Consider the following 19,725-nt stretch of genomic DNA (forward strand, 5'->3'; position numbering starts at 1 on the left):
TTCGGAGCACCGGGAACAGGTCCGGCAGCCACCCGAGACGGGCGGCGAAAGGCGACGGACGGTTACGCGGTACGGCGAGGCGCACTCGGCGCGGGCCGGGACATCAACCACCTTTTCCAGGGCCCACAGGCCCAGAACGAAATCAGAACGACCCCCTCAGCCAACAGGGCGCGGCCCGGGGGCGTCAACGGATTATCCGGCTGCTGCGGACGGGTGAATGAGAGGGGGAGGGCACTGGCCGGAAACGGGCCGTGGGTGGGGGCGGTGTTCCTTCGTGCCGACGGGTCGTCTCGTCGGCCGGGTGGCCTTCGGCATGCTCGTCGCGTGGGTGCCGTGGACGTTTCTTCGCGCTCTTTCGGCCACCTTCCGGTCGGGCGGTGATCCCTAGGCTCCGGTGTTCCACGGACACAGGGGAGAGACACGTGATGAGGACACTGCAGATCGTCGGGGTGGCCGGGTTGCTCGTGGCCGCCGCGACCGTACCCACCTCGGCCGTCTCCGACAGCGCCTCGGCCGCGCTGCCGAGCACGGGTGCGCGGGTCGAGGTGAACGCCTGGCACTGCAACGTCTACGCCGACAAGTGCTCCTTCAAGACCTCCACGAAGGCCCTGAAGGGGTCCGCCCGGTACACGGTCAGCAAGATCACCAACGTGGCGACCGTCAAGGCCAACGGCGTCCAGGCCACCCTCTCGCTGAGTCCCAGCGGTACGCCCGTGAGCGAGAACACCCGGCAGGTCACCTGGACGAACCAGAACTCCTGGATCGCGGACATCAGCGGGATCGCCGATCCGGGCGGTTCCCTCAACACCAGCATCACGACCTGCTCGGACGGCAGCATCTTCAAGTCCGGGGTCAAGGCGTTCGCCTCGGCCTGCGCGAACGACTGAGCCGTTGCGTCGGGCGAGCCGGATGCGGCGAGTGGGGCTCACGCGGCGAGTGGGGCTCGCGCGGCAGAGGCGAGTGGGGCTCGCGCGGCAGACAGGGCTCATGCGTCAGCAGGGGCACATGCGGTGGGCCGGTGGGGTCGCAGCCGTCGTGGGGGCCTCGGTGCTCGGAGTGGTTCTCTTCGGCGGCGGGGGCGAGGTGCCGCGGCCGGAGGCGGCGGGGAGCGGGCTCGGGGTGCAGCTCGGTGCCCTGCGAGGGGCCAACGACCTGGTGCGGGCCGGGCGGGACGAGGTCGGGCGGGAGCCCGCCCTGTACCCGACCGCGTACGGGCGGCTGGAAGCCTCGGTCGGTGGCGCCGTGCCGCCGGTGCGCGGGGACGCGCTCGCCGAGGTCGTCCGCCGGGACGCCATGGACACCGCCGCCTGGCGGGCGTACTACGTGTGTCTCGCGACGGACGCCGACCGGCGGACCGCCGGCGGCGTGATCGACCGGGCGGGGATCCGGCGGGAGGCGGAGCGCGAGGCGGGCGCCTATCTCCGCGCGCCCGACCGGGGCGACGACGCTCCGACGTCGCTGATGACCCGCGCCGCCTTCCTGCGGGTCCTCGACTGCCTGGGCCGCGGCCGTGACGTGCCGCGGGCGGCCGTGACACGGCTCGCAGCCGATACCGCCCGCGTCGATCAGCCCGCGCCCGCCCTCTACGCGGTGGAGGCGCTGCGCGCCGCGGGCGTCGAGGCCACGCCGACCCGGGTCCTGCGGGAGGACGCGTCCCGCGCGCCGGACGACTGCGCCGGACTCGAAGCCGTTCAGCGGGCCGCGCTGATCCTCCTCGGCGGACGGTCGGACCGCTCCACGCGCGCGTGCCTGCGGCCCGCGTTGAGCGACCCCGATCCGCAGACGCGCTGGCTCGTCCGGCGGGCCCTCACCAGGGACGCTCCGGAGGCCGCGGCGGCACTGCCCCCGCCGGCCGCCCGGGTCGGCGCGGACGGGCTCGTCGCCAGGACGCCCGCCCAGATGGGCACGCTCAGCGCCACCTACGACGCCGCCCGCGCCCTCGCCGCCGGCGGCCGGCCGGGGGAGGCGCCGGGGTGGCTGGTGGCGGGGCTGCGGAGGCTCGGGACGGAGGACGGGCTCGATCCGGCGGACCGGGTGCTGCTCGCCATGACGTGCCATCGGCTGTCGCTGGAGTGCGGTCCGCAGGCCGAGAAGGGGGCCGAGGAGGCGGCCGCGCTGACGGTGCCGGGGCGGCTCACCCCGGACAACCGGCGGAGCTGGTACGGGGCGATGAGCGCCCGTGCCGAGTTCGGGCTCGGGTGCCGGCCGACCGTCGTGGACCTGCCGGCCGGGGATCCCGACCTGGCCGGTGTCGCCGCCGTGCTCGGCGAGGCCGGCTGTACGGAGCGGGCGGCGGAGCTCGTGGACGGCACCGACCTCGTCGGCCTGGCCCGGCGGGCGCTGCGGAACGGTGACCTGGTGGCGGCCGCGGAGGCGGTGCGGGCCGCGCTCGCCGCCGGGGTGACCGTCCCTCAGGCGTTCTGGGACGAGCTGCCCGCCCTGCTCGCGCGGCACCGGGACGCCCGCTACCCCGATCTGTACTCCGAGGCCGCGGGCGGTACCGCCGCCGCGGACGCCACCCTGGCCGCGTACCTCCTTCTCGCCTGACGACATTTGACGACACCTGACGACAACCCGACGACAACCGGCGGTCAGGACCCGTCCTGACCGCGACCCCAGCCCCCGAGGACGTCCTGTGAACCGTTCCGCCCCACCCGTCGTCGAGGCCGACGGGCTGTCCTTCCGGTACGCCTCCGGCGCGGGCCTCGCGCGCGCCGATCTCCGTCTGGAGGCGGGGGAGACGGTGGCCGTCGAGGGGTCGTCGGGCTCCGGGAAGAGCACGCTGGTCGCGCTGCTCGGGCTGGTCCTCGCCCCGTCCGGAGGGACGCTGCGCGTCGGCGGTACGGAGGTGGGCGGGCTGTCGGCGGCCGAGCGGGACCTGATGCGGCTCCGGTCGATCGGGATCGTGCTCCAGGACCTCGGGCTGCTGCCGTTCCTGGACACCTGGGAGAACGTCGCCGCAGCCTTCGGTCCCCGGTTCGCCCGGCACGAGGAGGAGGCCCGGAGCCTGCTGCGCGAGCTGGGGATGGAACGGCTGGCCCACGCGCGCGTGGAGGAGCTCTCCGGGGGCCAGCGGCAGCGGGTCGCCGTGGCCAGGGCAGCGGTGAAGAGGCCCCTGCTCGTCCTCGCCGACGAGCCGACGTCCGGGCTCGACCCCGCGAACGCGGAGGGGGTCCTGGGCGCGTTGCGCTCCTGCGCGGATCAGGGCTCAGCCGTCCTGCTCGTCACCCACGATCCGGTCGTCGCGGCGGCCTGCGACCGGCGGTACGTGCTGGAGGACGGGGTTCTCGCGGCCGTCCGCGAAGGGGGGCTGGTGTGAGCCGGTGGAGCCTGTACACCTGGTGGCGGGACGGGCGGTCGCTGCGCCGCTCGCTGCCCACGCTGGCCCTGCTCACGGCCGCGGTCGGGCTCTGCGCCGGGGTCGCGGGCGGCGCCGCCGGAGCGGTCGAGCGGGATGTGCTGGGGTCCGGCGGGCTGACCCAGATCGAGCTGTCCTCCTTCGAAGGGGACGCCTCGGTGCGGCCGTTGACCACGCGGGCGCTGCGGGAGGCCGCGCGGGTGCCCGGCGTCGAGCGGGTCGTCGCCGACCACCCGGCCACGCTGTACGCGGCGGAGGACGGCACGTACGACCTGGGCAGCCGTACGCTCACCCCGGCCGACGACCTGCCCGTCGTCGCCGGCCGGATCCCCGGTGCGCTCGGCGCCGGGGACGTGGTGCTGCCCGCCCGCGCGCAGGGCACCGACTTCCGTCCGGTGCTCGGGCGGACCGTCGCCTTCGGCCACACCCGCGCCACCGGGGTCGCCTCGGGGACGACGGACGTCGTCCGGCTGCGGGTCGTCGCCCTGTACGACCCCTCCTGGCAGAGCGACGGACGGGACGTCGCCTACCTCGCCGAGCCGACCGCTGCCCGGCTCGCGGCGGCCCGCGCCGGGCAGGAGACGGAGGCGTTCCGGGACCGGGAGGGCGCCGAGTCCGCCGTCGTGGTGGTCGCGCACCAGAGCCGGGTGGCGGCCGTGACCCGGGCGCTCCAGGAGCAGGGCTTCGCCGCCGCCCCCGTCTCCGACCGGGTCCGCCATCTGCCCGGCCTGTTCGGGTTCGCCGCGCTCGGGATGCGGTTCGGGGTGCCGGTGCTCGTGGTCGCGGCGGCCGTCCTCGGAGCCGTACGGGCCGCGGACAGCGCGCGGGCGCGGCTAGGGCAGTTCGCCGTGCTGCGGGTCCTCGGCGTGGGGCGCGGCGAGGTGCGGCGGATCCTGCTCGGCGAGGCGCTCCTGTCAGGGGGTGTGGCCGGGGTGGCCGGCGCGGGCGCCGGGGTGCTCTGCTCGGTGCTGGCCGCCGGGCCGCTCAGCGGCGTCCTGGGGCTGCCCATCGCCCTCGCGGACGCCCTGCCCAGGCCGTACGAGGCGCTCGCCCTGCTGCTCCTGCCCGCGACGGGGCTCGCCGTCGGCGTGCTGCTCGGCAGCCGCGAAGTGCTGCGACGCGATCCGTATCTGACGGTCCGGGCACACGGCTGACGCCTCCGGGCTCCCGGCGGGAGAGGGGTGATCTTCCTTCGAACGGCTGCTGTCGTGGGGTGGTTCGGGGGAGGGTGGGGGAGGCTTGGAAGGTGGAGGTGGGGTCGTGGACGGGGATGCGCGGTGGTGGGGCGGCGGGGCCGGGGCGGGGGGTGCCCGGGAGTTGGCCCGGTGGGCGTTGGGGGCGGCCTCGGGTGCGGTGGTCGTGCTGCTGTCGGCGTTGGGGGGTGGCGGGCTCTATGTGCTGCTGAGCGGGGTCGTGGGGCTGGTCGCCGGGGCCGTGGGGTTGTGGTGGTTCGTCGCGCACCGGGGGGTTCTGCGGGTCGCGGGGGGTGTGGTGGCGGTGGGGGCGCCGGTGGGCGTGCTCGTGCTGTACGTGGTCGGGGGGTTGTGGCTGTTCGCGCTGGCCGCGCTCGGGTTGTGGGCGGTGGCGCTGGCGTGTGCGCGGGCGGCGCTGCGCAGGCCGGGCGAGGTGGTCGACGCGCCCGCGCCCGCCGTGGCCGCCGTGCGGCCCCGGAACCCGGTGCTGATCATGAATCCGAAGTCGGGGGGCGGGAAGGTCGAGCGGTTCGGGCTCGTCCGCAAGGCGGAGCGGCTCGGGGCGCGGGTCGTCGTGCTCGATCCGGCCGCGTCCGTCGACGTCACGGCGCTCGCCCGGAAGGCCGTCGCCGACGGCGCCGATCTGCTCGGGGTCGCCGGCGGGGACGGTACCCAGGCCCTCGTCGCGGCGGTGGCCGTCGAGCACGATCTGCCCTTTCTCGTGATCTCGGCCGGGACGCGGAACCACTTCGCCATGGACCTGGGGCTCGACCGGAACGATCCGGCGGCCTGCCTGGACGCGCTCACCGACGGGGAGGAGCTCCGCGTCGACCTCGGCACGGTCGCCGGGCGGCCGTTCGTCAACACCGTCTCCTTCGGGGTGTACGCGGACGTGGTGCGGCGGCCCGAGTACCGCGACGCCAAGGCCGAGACCGCGTTCGAGGCGCTGCCCGACCTGCTGCGGGGCGGCCTCGGCGACCGGCTCGACGCGACCGCCGACGCCACCCGGCTGCCGGGCCAGCAGGCCCTGCTCGTCAGCAACAACCCGTATGCCGCGCCCGATCCGTTCAGCGCGGGCGCCGGGCACCGCACCCGGCTGGACGGCGGGCGGCTCGGCGTCATCGGCATCCGCGTCGACGGCGCCGCGCACGCCGCCGAGCTGGCCGTCCTCGGCAACCGTTCCGCCGCGCTCAACGTCCTGACCGCGCACCGCGTCGAAGTCCACGGAGGGGTCACCAACACGGGTGTGCCGAAGGCGGAGCGGACCCTGCCGGTGGCCGTGGACGGGGAGGCGCTCGTCCTGCCCACCCCGGTCGTCTGCGAACTGCGGCCGCGGGCGCTGCGCGTGCTGGTGCCGAGGGTCAGGCCGGGAGTGGTTCCGCCGCCCCCGCCGTTGGACTGGCGGCGGCTCGTACGGATCGCCTTCCCCGACCCGTACCGGGCCGGGGTGTCGAGCAGTTCGGCTATCAACCGTCCTCGGGCGTCGTCCGAGGACTCCTACAGGAGTGGCGCATGAGCAGCGAGGACGCGAGCAGGCACGAGGACGGGGGCGGGTACGAGGAGGGCGGCGGGCACGAGGAGGCGGGCGGCACGCGGACCGTGCCTCCCGTGCGGCTGCGGGACCGGCCCCGGGCCGCCGTCTCCACCGCCCAGGCCGTGCTGCACGACCTGCGGATGGTGGACGGGGCCGTGTACGGGGCGGTGGCCGCGACGCCCACGCCCGCCCTGGACGTCGGGCTGCGCCGGCTGTCGGGCGCCGCCGACCACTCCAAGATCTCCTTCGCCGTCGCCGCCGGGCTGGCCCTCTTCCCGGGGCGCCCGCGCCGTGCCGCGGCCGCCGGTCTCGGCGCGATCGCGATCGCCTCGGCGACGGCCAACCTCCTCGGCAAGCGGCTGGTCCGCCGGCCGCGCCCGGACCGGGAGGCGGCCCGGGTGGTGGTGGGCCGGCACGTGCCGATGCCGGAGTCGGCCTCGTTCCCGTCCGGGCACACCGCCTCGGCGGTCGCCTTCGCCACCGCGGCCGGCGTGGTCCTGCCGCCCGCGGCGGTGCCGCTGGGGCTGCTCGCCTGGGCGGTCGGCTACTCCCGCGTCCACACCGGGGTCCACTACCCCGGCGACGTGGCCGCCGGCGCCGTCCTCGGACTCGCCAGCGGCGCCGCCTCCCTGGCCGTCGGGGCCTCCGTGCTGAAGGCCCGCCGGGCGGCGGCCGGGTAGGGGAGCCGCCGGTCTACGGGACGCGGGTCATCGTCACCCGCCAGAGGCGGCGCGGGAGTTCGCCCTCCTCGAAGGCGGTGACCTCGTCGAGCCGCCAGCCCCCGGCGGCCAGGTCCTCGACCAGCTCGCGGGAGAAGAAGTGCACGGCGAAGCCGCCGTGCTCGTGGATGTCGTCGCCGAGGTCGCGGCCCGTCCCGTAGTGGGCGTCCCCGGTGTGCCGGACGGTGAAGACGAACCGGCCGCCGGGGCGCAGCACCCGGTGCACCTCGGCGGTCAGGGCCCGGATCTCGGCCGTCGACAGGGCCATGCACATCAGCATGTGGGCGAAGACCGCGTCCGCGGTGCCGTCGGCGGCGGCCAGCGGCTCGCGCACGTCCTGGACCGCGGTGCCGATCCGGTCCCCGAGTCCGCGCTCCTCGGCCGCCGCCCTCAGCTGGGCCAGGCCGGCGGCGCTGAAGTCCGTGGCCCGTACGGAGAATCCCGCACGGGCGAAGTGGAGAGCGTCCCGGCCGTGCCCGGCGCCCAGCTCCAGGACGTCCTGGACGCCCGCCACCCGGAAGAGCCCGGCGGCGTACAGGGCCGGGGCGGAGGGCTCGTACCCGTACATCCCGGGGTGGACGGTGTACGTGGACTGCCAGTGGTCCCGGTGGTCCGGGTGGTCCGGGTGGTCCCGGTGCTCCGGGCCCGCCGGGTCGCCGCTCCTCGGTTGGTGGCTGTTCATGGGGCCGACGGTACGGCCCCCCGGGATCAGTCCGGGTACACGGCGCGGGCCAGGGCCTCCGCCGGGATGTCCAGGGCCGCGAGGCGCTCCGGGTCGGCCAGGACCTGCATCCGGACGATGCGGTCCCCGACGATGGTGAAGGCGAGGAGCGAGGCCGGCTTGCCGTCGACGACCCCGAGGACGGCCGGGGCGCCGTTGACGACGAGCGGAAGCGCCGCGTTGCGGAAGCTCGCGTACAGGAGGGCCTGGCGGATGATCTCCTCGGCGCCGCGCACCACCTTGGAGGCGCCGGCGAGGAGCGGGCCGCCGTCGGCGCGCAGCACCGCGTCCGGGTCGAGGACGGCGAGCAGGCCCTCGAAGTCGCCGCCCTGGGAGGCGGCGAGGAAGGCGTCGGCGATCTCCCGCTGGCGGCGCGCGTCGGGGCCGGGGCCCGGATCGGCGTCCTGGACGCGCCGCCGCGCCCGGCTCGCCAGCTGCCGGGTCGCCGTCGGCGTGCGGTCCACGATCCGCGCGATCTCGTCGAAGGAGACGGAGAACATGTCGTGCAGCACGAAGGCGAGCCGCTCGGCGGGCGACAGCGTCTCCAGGACGACGAGGAGGGCGAGGCCGACGGACTCGGTGAGCTCGGCCGTGTGTTCCGGGTCGCCGACGCCGGGGACGTGCACGATCGGGTCCGGTACGTAGGTGTCGAGGGGGTCCTCGCGCCGGGTGCCGCGCGAACGCAGCATGTCCAGGCAGACGCGGCCGACGACCGTGGTCAGCCAGCCGGTGAGGTTGGCGACCCCGCTCACGTCGGTGCGGCTGAGCTTGAACCAGGTCTCCTGGACCGCGTCCTCGGCCTCGCTGAGCGAGCCGAGCATGCGGTAGGCGACGGCCCTCAGATGGCCGCGGTCGGCGTCGAACCGCCGCGCCAGCGCCTCGGCGGCGCCCGCGTCACCGGTCCCGGCGCCTGCCCCGGGCGCGGTCCCCGTCCCCGTCGCTGCCCCCGTCCCGGCCTCGGGCGCGGCTGCGGGCGTGGTCCCCGTCCCCGTCCCCGTCCCGGCCTCGGGTGCGGCTGCGGGCGTGGTCCCGGTTCCGGTCGTGCCGTCCGGCGTGCCTTCGGCCGCCCGCTCCGGCGTCGTCTCGTCCATCCGCCCGTGTCCCCCCTCGCGTCCCGTCATGCCTCCATGACGGATCAGAATCAGCGGATGTGACCCGCTGACGTCTCGGCCCGTGAGATCCCCGCCGTACGCATACGATCGCCCGGGTTTCCCCGGGCGAAGCCGTCGACCCCCGTGGAATGTCACTTCAGCGCGATGATCATCATCCGTAGATTGATCACCATGACGACGACGGACAACCAGGTCAAGCCCCTCAACCCCGTACTGCGCACCCCGCCGGCCTCCCCCGCCGCCGCGGCCGCCTACTTCTCCGCCAGCCTCGCCTTCCACGCGGACGTCTCGGACGTGGCCTCCGCCCTGGCCGACGCCCGCGAGACGGGCGCCGACCCCGGCTTCGTGCTGATCGACACCCGCTCGACCGCCTCCTGGGACCAGGGGCACGTCGTCGGCGCCGTCCACCTCCCCACCGCGCTCATCCCCGAGCAGGCGGAGCGGCTCCTCGACAAGGGCGTCCCGGTCGTCACCTACTGCTGGGGCCCCGGCTGCAACGGCGCCACGCGCGCCGCGCTCGCCCTCGCCGAGCTGGGCTTCCAGGTGAAGGAGATGCTCGGCGGCTTCGAGTACTGGGTGCGCGAGGGCTTCGCGTACGAGACCTGGGAGGGGGCGGCGCAGAAGGCCGCCGACCCGCTGACGGCCCCGGTCGACGCCGAGGACTGCGGCTGCTGACAGGCCGGTGAACGGCTGCCGGCCGACTGCCGGCCGACTGCGGGTCGGCGGCCGGCCGGGGTGCCCGGACCGGCTGCCTGGATATCGGATTTCGGATTCGGGCGTCCATGCCGTAAGGTCGTATTCACCGACGCGGGGTGGAGCAGCTCGGTAGCTCGCTGGGCTCATAACCCAGAGGTCGCAGGTTCAAATCCTGTCCCCGCTACTCAGTAGCCCGAAGGCCCGGATCGTATCCAAACGATCCGGGCCTTCGGCGTTCCCGGACGCTCGGCGCGGAGGGCGCGGCACCCCACCCGCGGCTTGACCTTTACGCAACGTCAAGTTCTACCGTTTTCGGCATGGAGTGGTCGATCCAGGAGATCGCCAGGAAGGCCGGCACCACCAGCCGCACGCTCCGCCACTACGGCGAGCTGGGGCTGCTGGAGCCGAGCCGGATCGGCGCGAACGGTTACCGGTACTACGACGAGGCGGCGCTCGTCCGGCTGCAGCGGATCCTGCTGCTGCGCGAGCTCGGGCTCTCGCTGCCCGCGATCGCCGAGGTCCTCGAAGGCCAGCGGGACACCTCGGCCGCGCTGCGCACGCATCTGGCCCTCCTCCAGCAGGAGCGCGAGCGCATCGGGCGGCAGATCGAGGCCGTGCGGACCACTCTCCACAAGACCGAGAGAGGAGAACGGCTCATGGCCGAGGAAGTCTTCGACGGCTTCGACCACACGCGGTACGAGGCGGAGGTCACCGAGCGGTGGGGCCGCGACGCCTACGAGCGGGGCGACCGCTGGTGGCGCTCGCTGGGCGAGGCCGAGAAGAAGGAGTTCATGGAGACGCAGGCGGCCATCGCCCGCGACTTCGGCGCGGCCGCCGCGGCCGGACTCGCGGCGGACGGCGAGGAGGTGCAGGCGCTGGCCCGGAGGCAGTACGAGTGGCTGTCGGTCACCACCGCGCCGACGAAGGAGTACCTGATCGGGCTCGGCCAGATGTACGTGGACGATCCGAGGTTCACCAAGAACTACGACAAGCACGGCGAGGGCACCGCCGTCCTGGTGCGGGACGCCCTGGCGGTGTGGGCCGAGCGGAATCTGTGAGGCCCGTGCGTCCCCGGCGTCCGAAGTAAACGGCGGCCGAAACCGTACCGCTCCGAGCCCCGCCTCTTTGCGCGGGCGCAAACGCGGAACGTAGCGTCGTGACCGCCATGTGTGACGAGACCGTGACGGACCGGCGAGGAGCAGCAGGAGGACGGGCGCCCGTCCTCCTGCTGCTCCTCGCGCTCCTCGCGCTCTTCGCCGGGATCTGCCACGGCGTCCCCGGCCCCGCCGGGCCCGCCCTGCCGGGGCACCCGGCGACCGGCGCGGCCGTCGCCGTCGTCGGCCCCGCCCACGGCGCCGTGCACGGCTGCGGGCAGGAAGGCGAGGGGCACTCCGCCGAGCTGCCGCCGCCCGCGCAGACGGCCGCCGTCCCGCAGCTCGACCCGCCGGGACCCGGCGCGGTCGTCACCGTCGGACACACCACCCCGCTGCCGCCCGCGGCGGAGCTCCGGCACGTCCGCACCCGGGCCGGGCCCTGCCCCGAGCCCGGACGGCTGCTCATCTCCCTCGGAGTGGACCGGAACTGAGACCGCCCCCGTCGCCGCACGCGACGGCCCGGCGCACCTCCTTCCGAAGCACCACCCGGAGCACCACCCACTTCCGAGGACACAGCCATGCCTCCGCACGCTCCCCTGCTCTCTCCCGCGCACCCCACCGTCGGCAACACCCCCGTCCTGTGGACGGACGACGGCTACTGGGCCAAGCTCGAAGGCTTCAACGCCGGCGGCATCAAGGACCGCCCGGCGCTCCACATGGTCGAGGAGGCCCGCCGCCGGGGCGATCTGCGGCCCGGCGCCCCCATCGTCGAGTCGACCTCCGGCACCCTCGGCCTCGGGCTCGCCCTCGCCGGGGTCCTCCACGGCCACCCCGTGCACGTCGTCACCGACCCCGGCCTGGAGCCGATCGTCGAGCGGATGCTCGTCGCCCACGGCGCCACCGTGCACGTCGTCACCGAGCCCCATCCGCGGGGCGGCTGGCAGCAGGCCCGCAAGGACCGGGTCGCCGAACTCCTCGCCGTCCTCGACGGCGCCTGGTGGCCCGACCAGTACGCGAACCCCGACAACCCCGCCGCCTACGCCGGCCTCGCCGCCGAACTCTCCGGGCAGCTCGACCGGATCGACGTGCTCGTCTGCGCCGTCGGCACCGGCGGCCACTCCGCCGGCATCGCCCGCGCGCTGCGCGCCACCAGCAGCCCCGCCCTGGAGCTCGTCGGCGTCGACTCGATCCGCTCCACCGTCTTCGGCCTGCCCGCCGGGGAACGGCTGATGCGCGGGCTCGGCTCCTCCATCCACCCCGCCAACGTCGACCACGCGGCCTTCGACGAGATCCACTGGATCGCCCCGGCGGAAGCGGTCCGCTCGGCCCGCCGGCTCGCCGCCCGCCAGTACGCCACCGGCGGCTGGAGCGTCGGCGCGGTCGCGCTCGTGGCGGGCTGGCTGGCCCGCACCCGCCCGCGCGGCACCCGGATCGCCGCCGTCTTCCCCGACGGCCCGCAGCGCTACTTCGACACCGTCTTCAACGACGCCTACTGCGCGGCCCACGGCCTCCTCGACGGACCCGTACGGGACGAACCCGCGCCCTATGAGGGCCCGGAGGGGATCGAGGCGTGGACCCGGCGCGTCCTCGACCGAAGCGGGGCGCGGACAGGAGCCGGGACGGGCGCCGCGGTCGCGGCGGGCGGGATCACGGGCGGTACGGAGGGCGGCCGGTGAGCACGACCACCCCCGCCACCCCCGCCCCGGCGGAGCCGGCCCGCGGCGGGATCTGGAAGCGGAGCCGCGGCTTCGACCCGTCCGTCCGGCTGCTCTTCCTCAACCAGCTCACCATCAACCTCGGCTTCTACATGCTGATGCCCTACCTGGCCGCCCACCTGGCCGACGGGCTCGGTCTGGCGGCCTGGGCGGTCGGACTCGTCCTCGGCGTCCGGAACCTCTCCCAGCAGGGCATGTTCCTGGTCGGCGGGGCGCTCGCCGACCGGCTCGGCTTCAAGCCGCTCATCGTCGCCGGGTGCGCGCTGCGGACCGTCGGCTTCGGCGCGCTCGCCTTCGCGCAGTCGCTGCCCTTCCTCATCGCCGCCTCGCTCGCCACCGGCCTCGCGGGCGCGCTCTTCAACCCGGCCGTCCGGGCCTGCCTGGCGGCGGAGGCGGGGGAGGAGCGCAGGGTCGAGGCGTTCGCGCTGTTCAACGCCTACTACCAGGCGGGCATCCTGCTCGGCCCGCTCGTCGGGGTGGCGCTCACCGGGGTGTCGTTCCGGCTGACGTGCCTGGTCGCGGCGGTGCTCTTCCTGGGCCTGACCCTGGTGCAGCTGCGCCACCTGCCGGTCACGGCGGGCGGCGGCCGACCGTCGCCCAAGGGCGGCGCGAAGGGCGGCGCGGAGGACGGGGCGGAAGGCGGCGCGGAGGACGGGACCCGGGGCCAGTTCCGTACCGTCCTCGGGAACCGGACCTTCTGGCTCTTCTCGCTCGCCATGACCGGCTCGTACGTCCTCTCCTTCCAGGTCTACCTGGCGCTGCCGCTCGCGGCGGGCGGCCCGGGCGTGACGACCGCGCTCTTCGTGGTCTCCGCGCTCGTCGCGCTCGCGGGGCAGCTGCGGATCACCGCCTGGTGCGCCGCCCGGCTCACCCGCGAGCGGAGCCTGGTCCTCGGCCTCGCCCTGATGGGCGGCGCCTTCCTGCTGCCGGCGCTGCTCGGCCGGGGCGTGCCCGCGCTGCTGCTGTGCGCGGCGGTCCTCGCGGTGGCGAACGCGGTGCTCTACCCGTACGAGATGGACACCGTCGTCGCCCTCTCCCGGGGCCGCTGGGTGGCCACCCACTACGGGCTCTACAACACCGTGTGCGGGGTCGGCATCACCCTCGGGAACCTCGGTACGGGCGTGCTGCTCGACGTCACGGGGTGGACGGCGGTCCCCTGGCTGGCCCTGTGCGCGGTCGGCCTGGGGTGCGCGGCGGCGGTCGGCCTCCTCGGCAGGGGCGGCCGCCTGCGGACCGAGGGACGGGGGAAGCCCTAGAGGGCGGCTCGGGGTACGCCGGTCGGACCCCCGCCGGTCGCCGCGCGGCGGCGGGGCGGGGAGGCTTGAGGGGTGTGCGGTCGCGGGTCCCGGCCCCGGACCGCACGGCCCGGTGGCGGGCCCCGACCGGTCAGGAGTTCTCAGGTGGCGCACCCTCGGGGCGAGGAGCCCGGCGGCCGTACCGCCGGGACCGGCGGTGTGCCCCGGGGACCCTACGGGGGCGAGCCGCGGCCGCCCGTCGCCTTCGGGGCGACCCGGAGGTTCCTGCAGGCGCTGCCGCCGCTGATCATCATCGGCGGGGTGGCCTTCGACCTGTCCACCCCGCCCTCGTACACGGCGGCGCCGCTCTTCTCCGCCGCGCCGCTGGTCGCCGCGCCGTTCTTCTCCCGGCTCACGACCCTGGTGACCGGGCTCGCGGCGATCCTCGCCTCGGTCGGGCTGCACGCGTACAACGACACGCTCTCCGACGTGCCCTCGCTCACCGAGACCCTCACCGTGGTGACCGTCTCCGCCCTCGCGATGCTGATCAACCTGGTGGTGCGGCGCAGCGGCGAGCGGCTGGCGTCGGCGCGGGTGATCGCCGAGGCGGCGCAGCGGGCGGTGCTTCCGATGCCGGCGGAGCGGATCGCGGGGCTCCAGTGCGCGGCGCGGTACGAGGCGGCGCAGGCGGACGCGTTCATCGGCGGCGACCTCTTCGCCGTGCAGGACACTCCGCACGGGGTGCGGCTCGTGGTCGGGGACGTGCGGGGCAAGGGGATGGACGCGGTGGAGGCGGTGGCCGTGGTGATCGGCGCCTTCCGGGAGGCGGCCGAGCAGGAGGCGGCCCTGGAGGGGGTGGCGGCGCGGCTCGAACGGGCGCTGACCCGGGAGGGGACGCGGCGCGAGGGCCTCGACGCCTTCGAGGGGTTCACCACGGCGGTGCTCGCCGAGATCCCGCGCGAGGGCGGGGTCGTACGGATCGTGAACCGGGGGCATCCGCCGCCGCTGCTGCTGTACGGGGACGGGCGGCTGGAGCCGCTGGAGCCGACCGAGGCGGCGCTGCCGCTCGGGATGGGGGAGCTGGCGGTGGGGCCGGACCGGGCCGACGAGTGGCCGTACCCGCCGGGCACGACGCTGCTGTTCCACACGGACGGGTTGTCGGAGGCGCGGGACGCGCGGGGGGTCTTCTACGATCCGGCGGCGCGGCTCGCGGGAGCGGTCTTCCCGGGGCCCGGGGAGCTCCTGGACGCGCTCGTGGACGACGTGCGGCGGCACACCGGCGGGCGTTCGACGGACGACATGGCGCTGCTCGCGGTGAGCCGGCCGGCGGCGGGTGCGCCGGAGCGGCGGCGGACGATGCCGGTGGTGCCGCCGGGACCGGCGCGTTGACGCGGGTACCGCACGTCCGACCCCGGTCACGGTCCGTGCTCACGAGGTCTCACAGCGATAACAATTGACATAACGTCAGATTCTCGGGGTGGAGCGAAGGCTCGCTGAAGGCGGCTCAACTCGGGCGATTCCCTGCCAATTCAATGAATGATCAAGGGGAACGGCTTGGAATAGGAGTGCGGTGTCTATTAACGTTCGATAACGCAGCGCGGTCGTCCCAGCCGTCGCAAGAGACGGCTCCGTGCGCACGTGCCGAATCCCGCAAGGGAACCGGGGAACCAACCCTTGGGGTGAATCGGGCCCCTCGCACCTCCCCCGTGCGAAGAGCCCGTAGGAGACCTTCCTGCTCCGAACCCGTCAGCTAACCCGGTAGGCGAGAAGGAAGGAAAGGAGCGCGCCTCCGTGGCGTCCAACACCCCCGTACCCGAAGCCCCCTTCGACCCCTTCGGCGGCCCGGGTGCCGTCGGCGCGGACGATCCGGACGGCTTCGCGCCCGGCGCGTACGAGACGGCCTCCTTCACCCCCGCCCCCGGCGAGTGGAACCCGACCGAGGGCTCCCTGCGCGCCGAGAGCCGCTCCGGCGGCCGGCACCGGGTCGTGAAGCAGCGGTCCAACTTCGCCCGCTCCTCCACCGTCCTCGGCGTCGGCGTCATCGCCGCCGTCGGCGCGGGCGGCCTCGCCACCGCGCAGGAGAAGGCCCCCGTCGCCATCTCCCTCCCCGACCTGCCCGACCTGGGCCTGCCGGACGCCCACGACCTGCCCGGCGTCGGCGACCTCCTGCCCGGCGGCGAGGAGGAGAAGACCGCCCCGGTCCGCGAGTCCGCGCCGGCCCCGGCCGGCGGCGTCGCCGCGAAGCCGCTGACCTCGGTCACGTACACCGCCCCGGCCGACACCGCCGCCGGCACCGAGGCCGTGGAGCGCACCGCCACCACCGCCGACGCCGGCGAGGCCCTGCGCGCCCGCATCCTCCAGCAGGCCGAACAGCAGCAGCAGGCCGCCGCCGACGCCGAGAAGCTCGCCGCCGAGAAGGCCGCCGCGGAGAAGGCCGCCGCCGACGCCCAGGCGCAGGCCGAGGCCGCCGCGAAGGCCGAGGCCGACCGCATCGCCGCCGAGAAGGCCAAGGCGGAGGCGGAGCGGCTCGCCGCGGAGAAGGCCGAGGCCGAGCGCATCGCCGCCGAGAAGGCGGAGGCCGAGCGGCTCGCCCAGCTGGCCGCCAGCTACTCCATGCCGCTCTCCTCCTACACCCTCACCTCCACCTACATGCAGTCCGGCTCGATGTGGTCATCCGGCTACCACACCGGCCTCGACTTCGCCGCCCCCACCGGCACCCCGCTCAAGGCGGTGCACGGCGGCACCATCAAGTCGGCCGGCTGGTCCGGCTCGTACGGCTACCGGATCGTCCTGGAGCTGGAGGACGGCACCGAGGTCTGGTACTGCCACCTCTCCTCGATGACCGTGGCCGCCGGCCAGACCGTCACCACCGGCGAGACCATCGGCCGCGTCGGCGCCACCGGCAACGTCACGGGTCCCCACCTCCACATGGAGGTCCACACCCCCGACGGTTCGGGCATCGACCCGGCGGAGTGGCTGCGCTCCAAGGGCCTGTCGGTCTGACCCCCGACGCATGAGCGTTCCGGCCGGGGTTCAGGCTCCTCGACCGGAATAGGCCCGGCGGCGCAGGGGGTTGAGTACGTCATGTCCTCACCCCTGCGCCCGCTGGGCACCTCCGACCTGCACGTCTTCCCGCTCGCCCTCGGCGGCAACGTCTTCGGCTGGAGCGCCGACGAGGAGCGGTCCTTCGCCGTCCTCGACGCCTACGCCGCCGCGGGCGGCAACTTCCTGGACACCGCCGACGTCTACTCCGAGTGGGTCGAGGGCAACGAGGGCGGGGAGTCCGAGACCATCATCGGCCGCTGGATGGCCGCCCGCGGCAACCGCTCCGACATCGTCGTCGCCACCAAGGTCGGCCACCACTCCCGCCTCAAGGGCCTGGCCGCCACCACCATCAAGGCCGGCGCGGAGGAGTCCCTGCGCCGCCTCGGCACCGACTACATCGACCTCTACTACACGCACTTCGACGACGAGTCCGTGCCGGTGGAGGAGATCGTCACCGCCCTCGACCAGCTCGTGAAGGACGGCAAGGTGCGGGCCGTCGCCGCCTCCAACATCTCCGCCGAGCGGCTGCGCGCCTCCCTCGACTTCGCCGAGGCCGAGGGGCTCGCCCGGTACGTGGCGCTCCAGCCCGAGTACAACCTCGTCGCCCGCGGGAAGTACGAGGGCCCGCTCCTCGACACCGCCGCAGAGACCGGCCTCGCCGCCGTCCCCTACTACGGCCTCGCCGCCGGCTTCCTCACCGGCAAGTACCGCCCGGGCCGGACCGTCGAGAGCGTCCGCGCCTACCGCGCCTCGGAGCTCGCCGAGACCACGCGCGGGCAGGCGGTGCTCGCCGCGCTCGACGAGGTCGCCGAGGCCCACGGCGCCGAGCCCGCGACCGTCGCCCTCGCCTGGCTCGCCTCCCGCCCCACCGTCACCGCGCCGATCGCCTCGGCCCGCACGGTCGAGCAGGTCCCCGCGCTCGTGGCGGTCGCCGACCTGAAGCTGACCGACGACGAACTGGCCCGTCTGACGGCCGCCTCCGAGACGCCCGAGAGCTAGCCCTTGTAGGGGTTGTAGCCGCCGTAGTCGAGGTACTGCGGCGGCACCCACACCCGGCCGGTGGCCCGCGCCGCGTACGAGAGCGCCGGCGCGGCCGTCGTCCGGCGCGCCCACAGGTGGTGCAGCAGCTCCTGCTCGCGGGCCGCGAAGTCCGGCACCGGGACCGTGCCCCGGCGGGCCCGCTCGCGGAGGAAGGCGAGGGTCGTCGCGAAGGACTCGTACTCGCCGACCGCCCGCGCGCCCGCCTTGCCGTACGTACGGGACGCCACCGCGCGCGCGGTGCGCCGGGCCCGCATCGAGGAGAGCGCCAGCGGCTCCTCCGGGGAGAGCCAGCCGGCCGCCGCGTACGCCGGGAGCACCCCGGCTATCGTGCGCAGCTCCTTCTGCCGGCTCCACACGGCGAGCCAGGTCAGCAGCCCGAAGGCCGGGACCATGAAGACGCCGTAGACCGCGTAGAAGGCGAGCGGGCCGCCGAAGGTCGCCGAGCCGTTCCACAGGGCGTGGACGCCCATCGCGAGCAGCAGCCCCGCGAGCGGCAGCAGCACCTTGCGCGGTCTGCGCACCTTGCCGCGCGGGGCGAGCGCGGCCAGGCCGAAGCCGATGCCGGTGAGCACGGTGAAGAGCGGGTGCGCGAACGGCGACATCACGACCCGGACGAAGAAGGTGCCGGCGGTGACGGCGCCGATGCCGCCGTCGCCGAGGTCCTGGTCCTCGCCGAAGGCGGTGCCGAGGTAGAGGATGTTCTCGGTGAACGCGAAGCCGGTCGCGGTGAAACCGGCGATCACCACCCCGTCGACCAGGCTCCGGAAGTCCCGCCGCCGGAAGAGGAACAGCAGCAGGATCGCGGCGGCCTTCGCGGACTCCTCCACCACCGGGGCGATCACGGTGGCGCCCAGGTCGTCGGCCGAGCGCGGATCGGCGGTCGCCGTGGCGATCCAGCGGACGGCGAAGGAGTTCGCGAGGATCGCGACCAGGGCGGCGGCGAACGCGCCCCACGCGAAGGCGAACAGCAGGTTCTTCCACGGCCCCGGCTCGACCCGGTCGAGCCAGCGGAACGCCGCCATGAGCAGCGGTACGGGGAACACCGCGAGCCCCAGGCCGACGAGGAAGCCCTCGGTGCCGGTCTGCTCGCGCACCAGGGCCAGGATCACCAGGGCGCAGAGCGCGAGCAGGGTGATGAGGGCGACGGCCCGGACGATCCGGCTCCGCCAGAAGGCCCGCCGCGGCCGGTACCGCCACTGGCGCCGGTCGGCGGCCACGGCGAACGACGGCTCGTCCCCCTCGCGGACGGGGACGTGGCCGTGGTCGTGGCCGTGGTCGTGGTCGTGGCTCTCGACCGCGGGAGCCCCGGCCTGCGCGGGCAGGAGGCCGGTCGCCGGCGGCGAGGTGGACTCGGGCGGGGTGGACTCGGGCGGGGTGGGCGGCGGGGTGGACGGGGGTGGGGACGGCGGCAGGGGTGACGACACGCCTTCGACCCTAGCGACCGCCACCGACAGGAGCGACGGACTTGAGGGACGGGGTCTTACTTCCGGCGGAAGAGCAGATCATGCACGGCGTGGCCCTTGTCCAGGCCCTGGCCCTCGAAGCGGGTGAGCGGTCGGAAGTCGGGGCGCGGCGCGTAGCCGCCGTCGGGGGCGGTGTTCTCGAAGTCCGGGTGCGCGGAGAGCACCTCCAGCATCTGCTCCGCGTACGGCTCCCAGTCCGTGGCGCAGTGCAGGACCCCGCCGGGCTTCAGCCGGGTCGCGAGCAGCGTCAGGAACTCCGGCTGGATCAGCCGGCGCTTGTGGTGCCGCTTCTTCGGCCACGGGTCGGGGAAGTAGACGCGGCAGCCGTCGAGGGCGGCGGGGTCGAGCATCTCGCGCAGCAGGATGATCGCGTCGCCGTTGGCGACGCGGACGTTGGTGAGCCCGTTGCGGTCGGCGAGGCCGAGCAGGTTTCCCTGGCCCGGGGTGTGCACGTCCACGGCGAGGATGCCGGTGCCGGGGTCGGCGGCGGCCATCTGCGCGGTCGCCTCGCCCATCCCGAAGCCGATCTCCAGGACGACGGGGAGTCCGCCGAACAGCTCGTGGAGGTCGAGCACCCGCTTGCCGTCGATGTCCAGACCCCAGTCGGGCCACCGCTTCAGCATCGCCTCGGCCTGGCCGGCGGTCACCCGGCTGCGGCGCGGCTGGAAGCTCCGGATCCGGCGCTCGAAGTGTGCGCCGGCGGGGTCGGGGCTGGGGCCCTCTCCGGGCGCGAACATACGACTGCCCCTGCGGGCGACGGACTCGCTGTGGTTCTCACGCTGCTCAGACACAATGCGGC

The 19,725-nt window shown here is 75.0% G+C and carries 18 protein-coding genes, 1 tRNA gene and 1 riboswitch; of the genes, 15 read left to right on the forward strand and 4 right to left on the reverse strand.

The window, feature by feature from the left end:
- Nucleotides 1-425: 425 nt before the first annotated feature.
- The 6 genes from AB0E19_RS24845 to AB0E19_RS24870 all read left to right on the forward strand — a co-directional run bounded on the left by AB0E19_RS24845 (nt 426) and on the right by AB0E19_RS24870 (nt 6,765).
- The gene (locus AB0E19_RS24845; protein WP_362184206.1) at nt 426-887 is read left to right on the forward strand and encodes a hypothetical protein; all 462 of its coding nucleotides are present in this window, start codon (nt 426-428) and stop codon (nt 885-887) included.
- A 160-nt stretch (nt 888-1,047) separates the two neighbouring features.
- Nucleotides 1,048-2,547, forward strand: a complete 1,500-nt coding sequence (locus AB0E19_RS24850; protein ID WP_362184209.1) for a hypothetical protein — start codon at nt 1,048-1,050, stop codon at nt 2,545-2,547.
- Between the two features lie 88 nt (nt 2,548-2,635).
- Entirely contained in the window at nt 2,636-3,319 is a 684-nt protein-coding gene (locus tag AB0E19_RS24855) for an ATP-binding cassette domain-containing protein (protein WP_362184212.1), read from the forward strand.
- The gene (locus AB0E19_RS24860; RefSeq protein WP_362184215.1) at nt 3,316-4,512 is read left to right on the forward strand and encodes an FtsX-like permease family protein; all 1,197 of its coding nucleotides are present in this window, start codon (nt 3,316-3,318) and stop codon (nt 4,510-4,512) included. The genes AB0E19_RS24855 and AB0E19_RS24860 overlap by 4 nt, the downstream gene beginning before the upstream one ends.
- Before the next feature lie 106 nt (nt 4,513-4,618).
- Nucleotides 4,619-6,067, forward strand: coding sequence for a diacylglycerol kinase family protein (locus AB0E19_RS24865; protein WP_362184218.1), 1,449 nt, complete (start codon nt 4,619-4,621; stop codon nt 6,065-6,067).
- A gap of 158 nt (nt 6,068-6,225) precedes the next feature.
- Entirely contained in the window at nt 6,226-6,765 is a 540-nt protein-coding gene (locus AB0E19_RS24870) for a phosphatase PAP2 family protein (RefSeq protein WP_362184282.1), read from the forward strand.
- A 13-nt stretch (nt 6,766-6,778) separates the two neighbouring features.
- Here the strand turns inward: AB0E19_RS24870 and AB0E19_RS24875 are convergent, their stop codons facing one another.
- Nucleotides 6,779-7,486, reverse strand: a complete 708-nt coding sequence (locus AB0E19_RS24875; protein ID WP_362184222.1) for a class I SAM-dependent methyltransferase — start codon at nt 7,484-7,486, stop codon at nt 6,779-6,781.
- 26 nt (nt 7,487-7,512) lie between these two features.
- On the reverse strand, nt 7,513-8,400 hold the full coding sequence (locus AB0E19_RS24880; protein WP_362184285.1) for a sigma-70 family RNA polymerase sigma factor: 888 nt from the start codon (nt 8,398-8,400) through the stop codon (nt 7,513-7,515).
- Nucleotides 8,401-8,808: 408 nt separating this feature from the next.
- On the opposite strand from AB0E19_RS24880, the gene AB0E19_RS24885 reads away from it, so the two are divergent.
- The 9 genes from AB0E19_RS24885 to AB0E19_RS24925 all read left to right on the forward strand — a co-directional run bounded on the left by AB0E19_RS24885 (nt 8,809) and on the right by AB0E19_RS24925 (nt 17,421).
- Nucleotides 8,809-9,312 (forward strand): rhodanese-like domain-containing protein, encoded by a 504-nt coding sequence (locus AB0E19_RS24885; RefSeq protein ID WP_362184225.1) that lies wholly within the window; start codon nt 8,809-8,811, stop codon nt 9,310-9,312.
- Between the two features lie 131 nt (nt 9,313-9,443).
- Nucleotides 9,444-9,517, forward strand: a tRNA-Met gene (locus tag AB0E19_RS24890).
- A 133-nt stretch (nt 9,518-9,650) separates the two neighbouring features.
- Nucleotides 9,651-10,391, forward strand: a complete 741-nt coding sequence (locus AB0E19_RS24895; protein ID WP_362184228.1) for a MerR family transcriptional regulator — start codon at nt 9,651-9,653, stop codon at nt 10,389-10,391.
- Nucleotides 10,392-10,489: 98 nt separating this feature from the next.
- Entirely contained in the window at nt 10,490-10,918 is a 429-nt protein-coding gene (locus AB0E19_RS24900) for a hypothetical protein (RefSeq protein ID WP_362184231.1), read from the forward strand.
- 87 nt (nt 10,919-11,005) lie between these two features.
- The gene (locus tag AB0E19_RS24905) at nt 11,006-12,103 is read left to right on the forward strand and encodes a PLP-dependent cysteine synthase family protein (protein WP_362184234.1); all 1,098 of its coding nucleotides are present in this window, start codon (nt 11,006-11,008) and stop codon (nt 12,101-12,103) included.
- Nucleotides 12,100-13,398, forward strand: coding sequence for an MFS transporter (locus tag AB0E19_RS24910; RefSeq protein ID WP_362184237.1), 1,299 nt, complete (start codon nt 12,100-12,102; stop codon nt 13,396-13,398). Before AB0E19_RS24905 ends, AB0E19_RS24910 begins: the two co-directional genes overlap by 4 nt.
- A gap of 198 nt (nt 13,399-13,596) precedes the next feature.
- A complete protein-coding gene (locus AB0E19_RS24915) occupies nt 13,597-14,766 on the forward strand; it encodes a PP2C family protein-serine/threonine phosphatase (RefSeq protein ID WP_362184288.1) in 1,170 nt (389 codons plus the stop codon).
- A gap of 240 nt (nt 14,767-15,006) precedes the next feature.
- A riboswitch (cyclic di-AMP (ydaO/yuaA leader) is annotated at nt 15,007-15,157 on the forward strand.
- A gap of 11 nt (nt 15,158-15,168) precedes the next feature.
- On the forward strand, nt 15,169-16,380 hold the full coding sequence (locus AB0E19_RS24920) for a M23 family metallopeptidase (protein WP_362184239.1): 1,212 nt from the start codon (nt 15,169-15,171) through the stop codon (nt 16,378-16,380).
- Between the two features lie 81 nt (nt 16,381-16,461).
- The gene (locus tag AB0E19_RS24925) at nt 16,462-17,421 is read left to right on the forward strand and encodes an aldo/keto reductase (protein WP_362184242.1); all 960 of its coding nucleotides are present in this window, start codon (nt 16,462-16,464) and stop codon (nt 17,419-17,421) included.
- On the opposite strand, the gene AB0E19_RS24930 is transcribed toward AB0E19_RS24925, so the two are convergent.
- Entirely contained in the window at nt 17,418-18,680 is a 1,263-nt protein-coding gene (locus tag AB0E19_RS24930; RefSeq protein WP_360604689.1) for a PrsW family intramembrane metalloprotease, read from the reverse strand. The two genes, AB0E19_RS24925 and AB0E19_RS24930, sit on opposite strands and share 4 nt — an antisense overlap.
- Nucleotides 18,681-18,943: 263 nt before the next feature.
- Complete coding sequence (trmB, locus tag AB0E19_RS24935) at nt 18,944-19,663, reverse strand: tRNA (guanosine(46)-N7)-methyltransferase TrmB (protein ID WP_362184291.1); 720 nt, start codon at nt 19,661-19,663, stop codon at nt 18,944-18,946.
- Nucleotides 19,664-19,725: the final 62 nt, after the last annotated feature.

It is taken from the genome of Streptomyces sp. NPDC047974 (assembly GCF_040653375.1).
GTDB lineage: Bacteria > Actinomycetota > Actinomycetes > Streptomycetales > Streptomycetaceae > Streptomyces.

What these genes read in the sequence shown, in the direction of transcription:
- AB0E19_RS24845 (WP_362184206.1), top strand. Translation starts at nt 426, where the DNA reads ATGAGGACACTGCAGATCGTCGGGGTGGCCGGGTTGCTCGTGGCCGCC.
- AB0E19_RS24870 (WP_362184282.1), top strand. Translation starts at nt 6,226, where the DNA reads ATGGTGGACGGGGCCGTGTACGGGGCGGTGGCCGCGACGCCCACGCCC.
- AB0E19_RS24875 (WP_362184222.1), bottom strand. Translation starts at nt 7,486, where the DNA reads ATGAACAGCCACCAACCGAGGAGCGGCGACCCGGCGGGCCCGGAGCAC.
- AB0E19_RS24885 (WP_362184225.1), top strand. Translation starts at nt 8,809, where the DNA reads ATGACGACGACGGACAACCAGGTCAAGCCCCTCAACCCCGTACTGCGC.
- AB0E19_RS24895 (WP_362184228.1), top strand. Translation starts at nt 9,651, where the DNA reads ATGGAGTGGTCGATCCAGGAGATCGCCAGGAAGGCCGGCACCACCAGC.
- AB0E19_RS24905 (WP_362184234.1), top strand. Translation starts at nt 11,006, where the DNA reads ATGCCTCCGCACGCTCCCCTGCTCTCTCCCGCGCACCCCACCGTCGGC.
- AB0E19_RS24925 (WP_362184242.1), top strand. Translation starts at nt 16,462, where the DNA reads ATGTCCTCACCCCTGCGCCCGCTGGGCACCTCCGACCTGCACGTCTTC.
- trmB (WP_362184291.1), bottom strand. Translation starts at nt 19,663, where the DNA reads ATGTTCGCGCCCGGAGAGGGCCCCAGCCCCGACCCCGCCGGCGCACAC.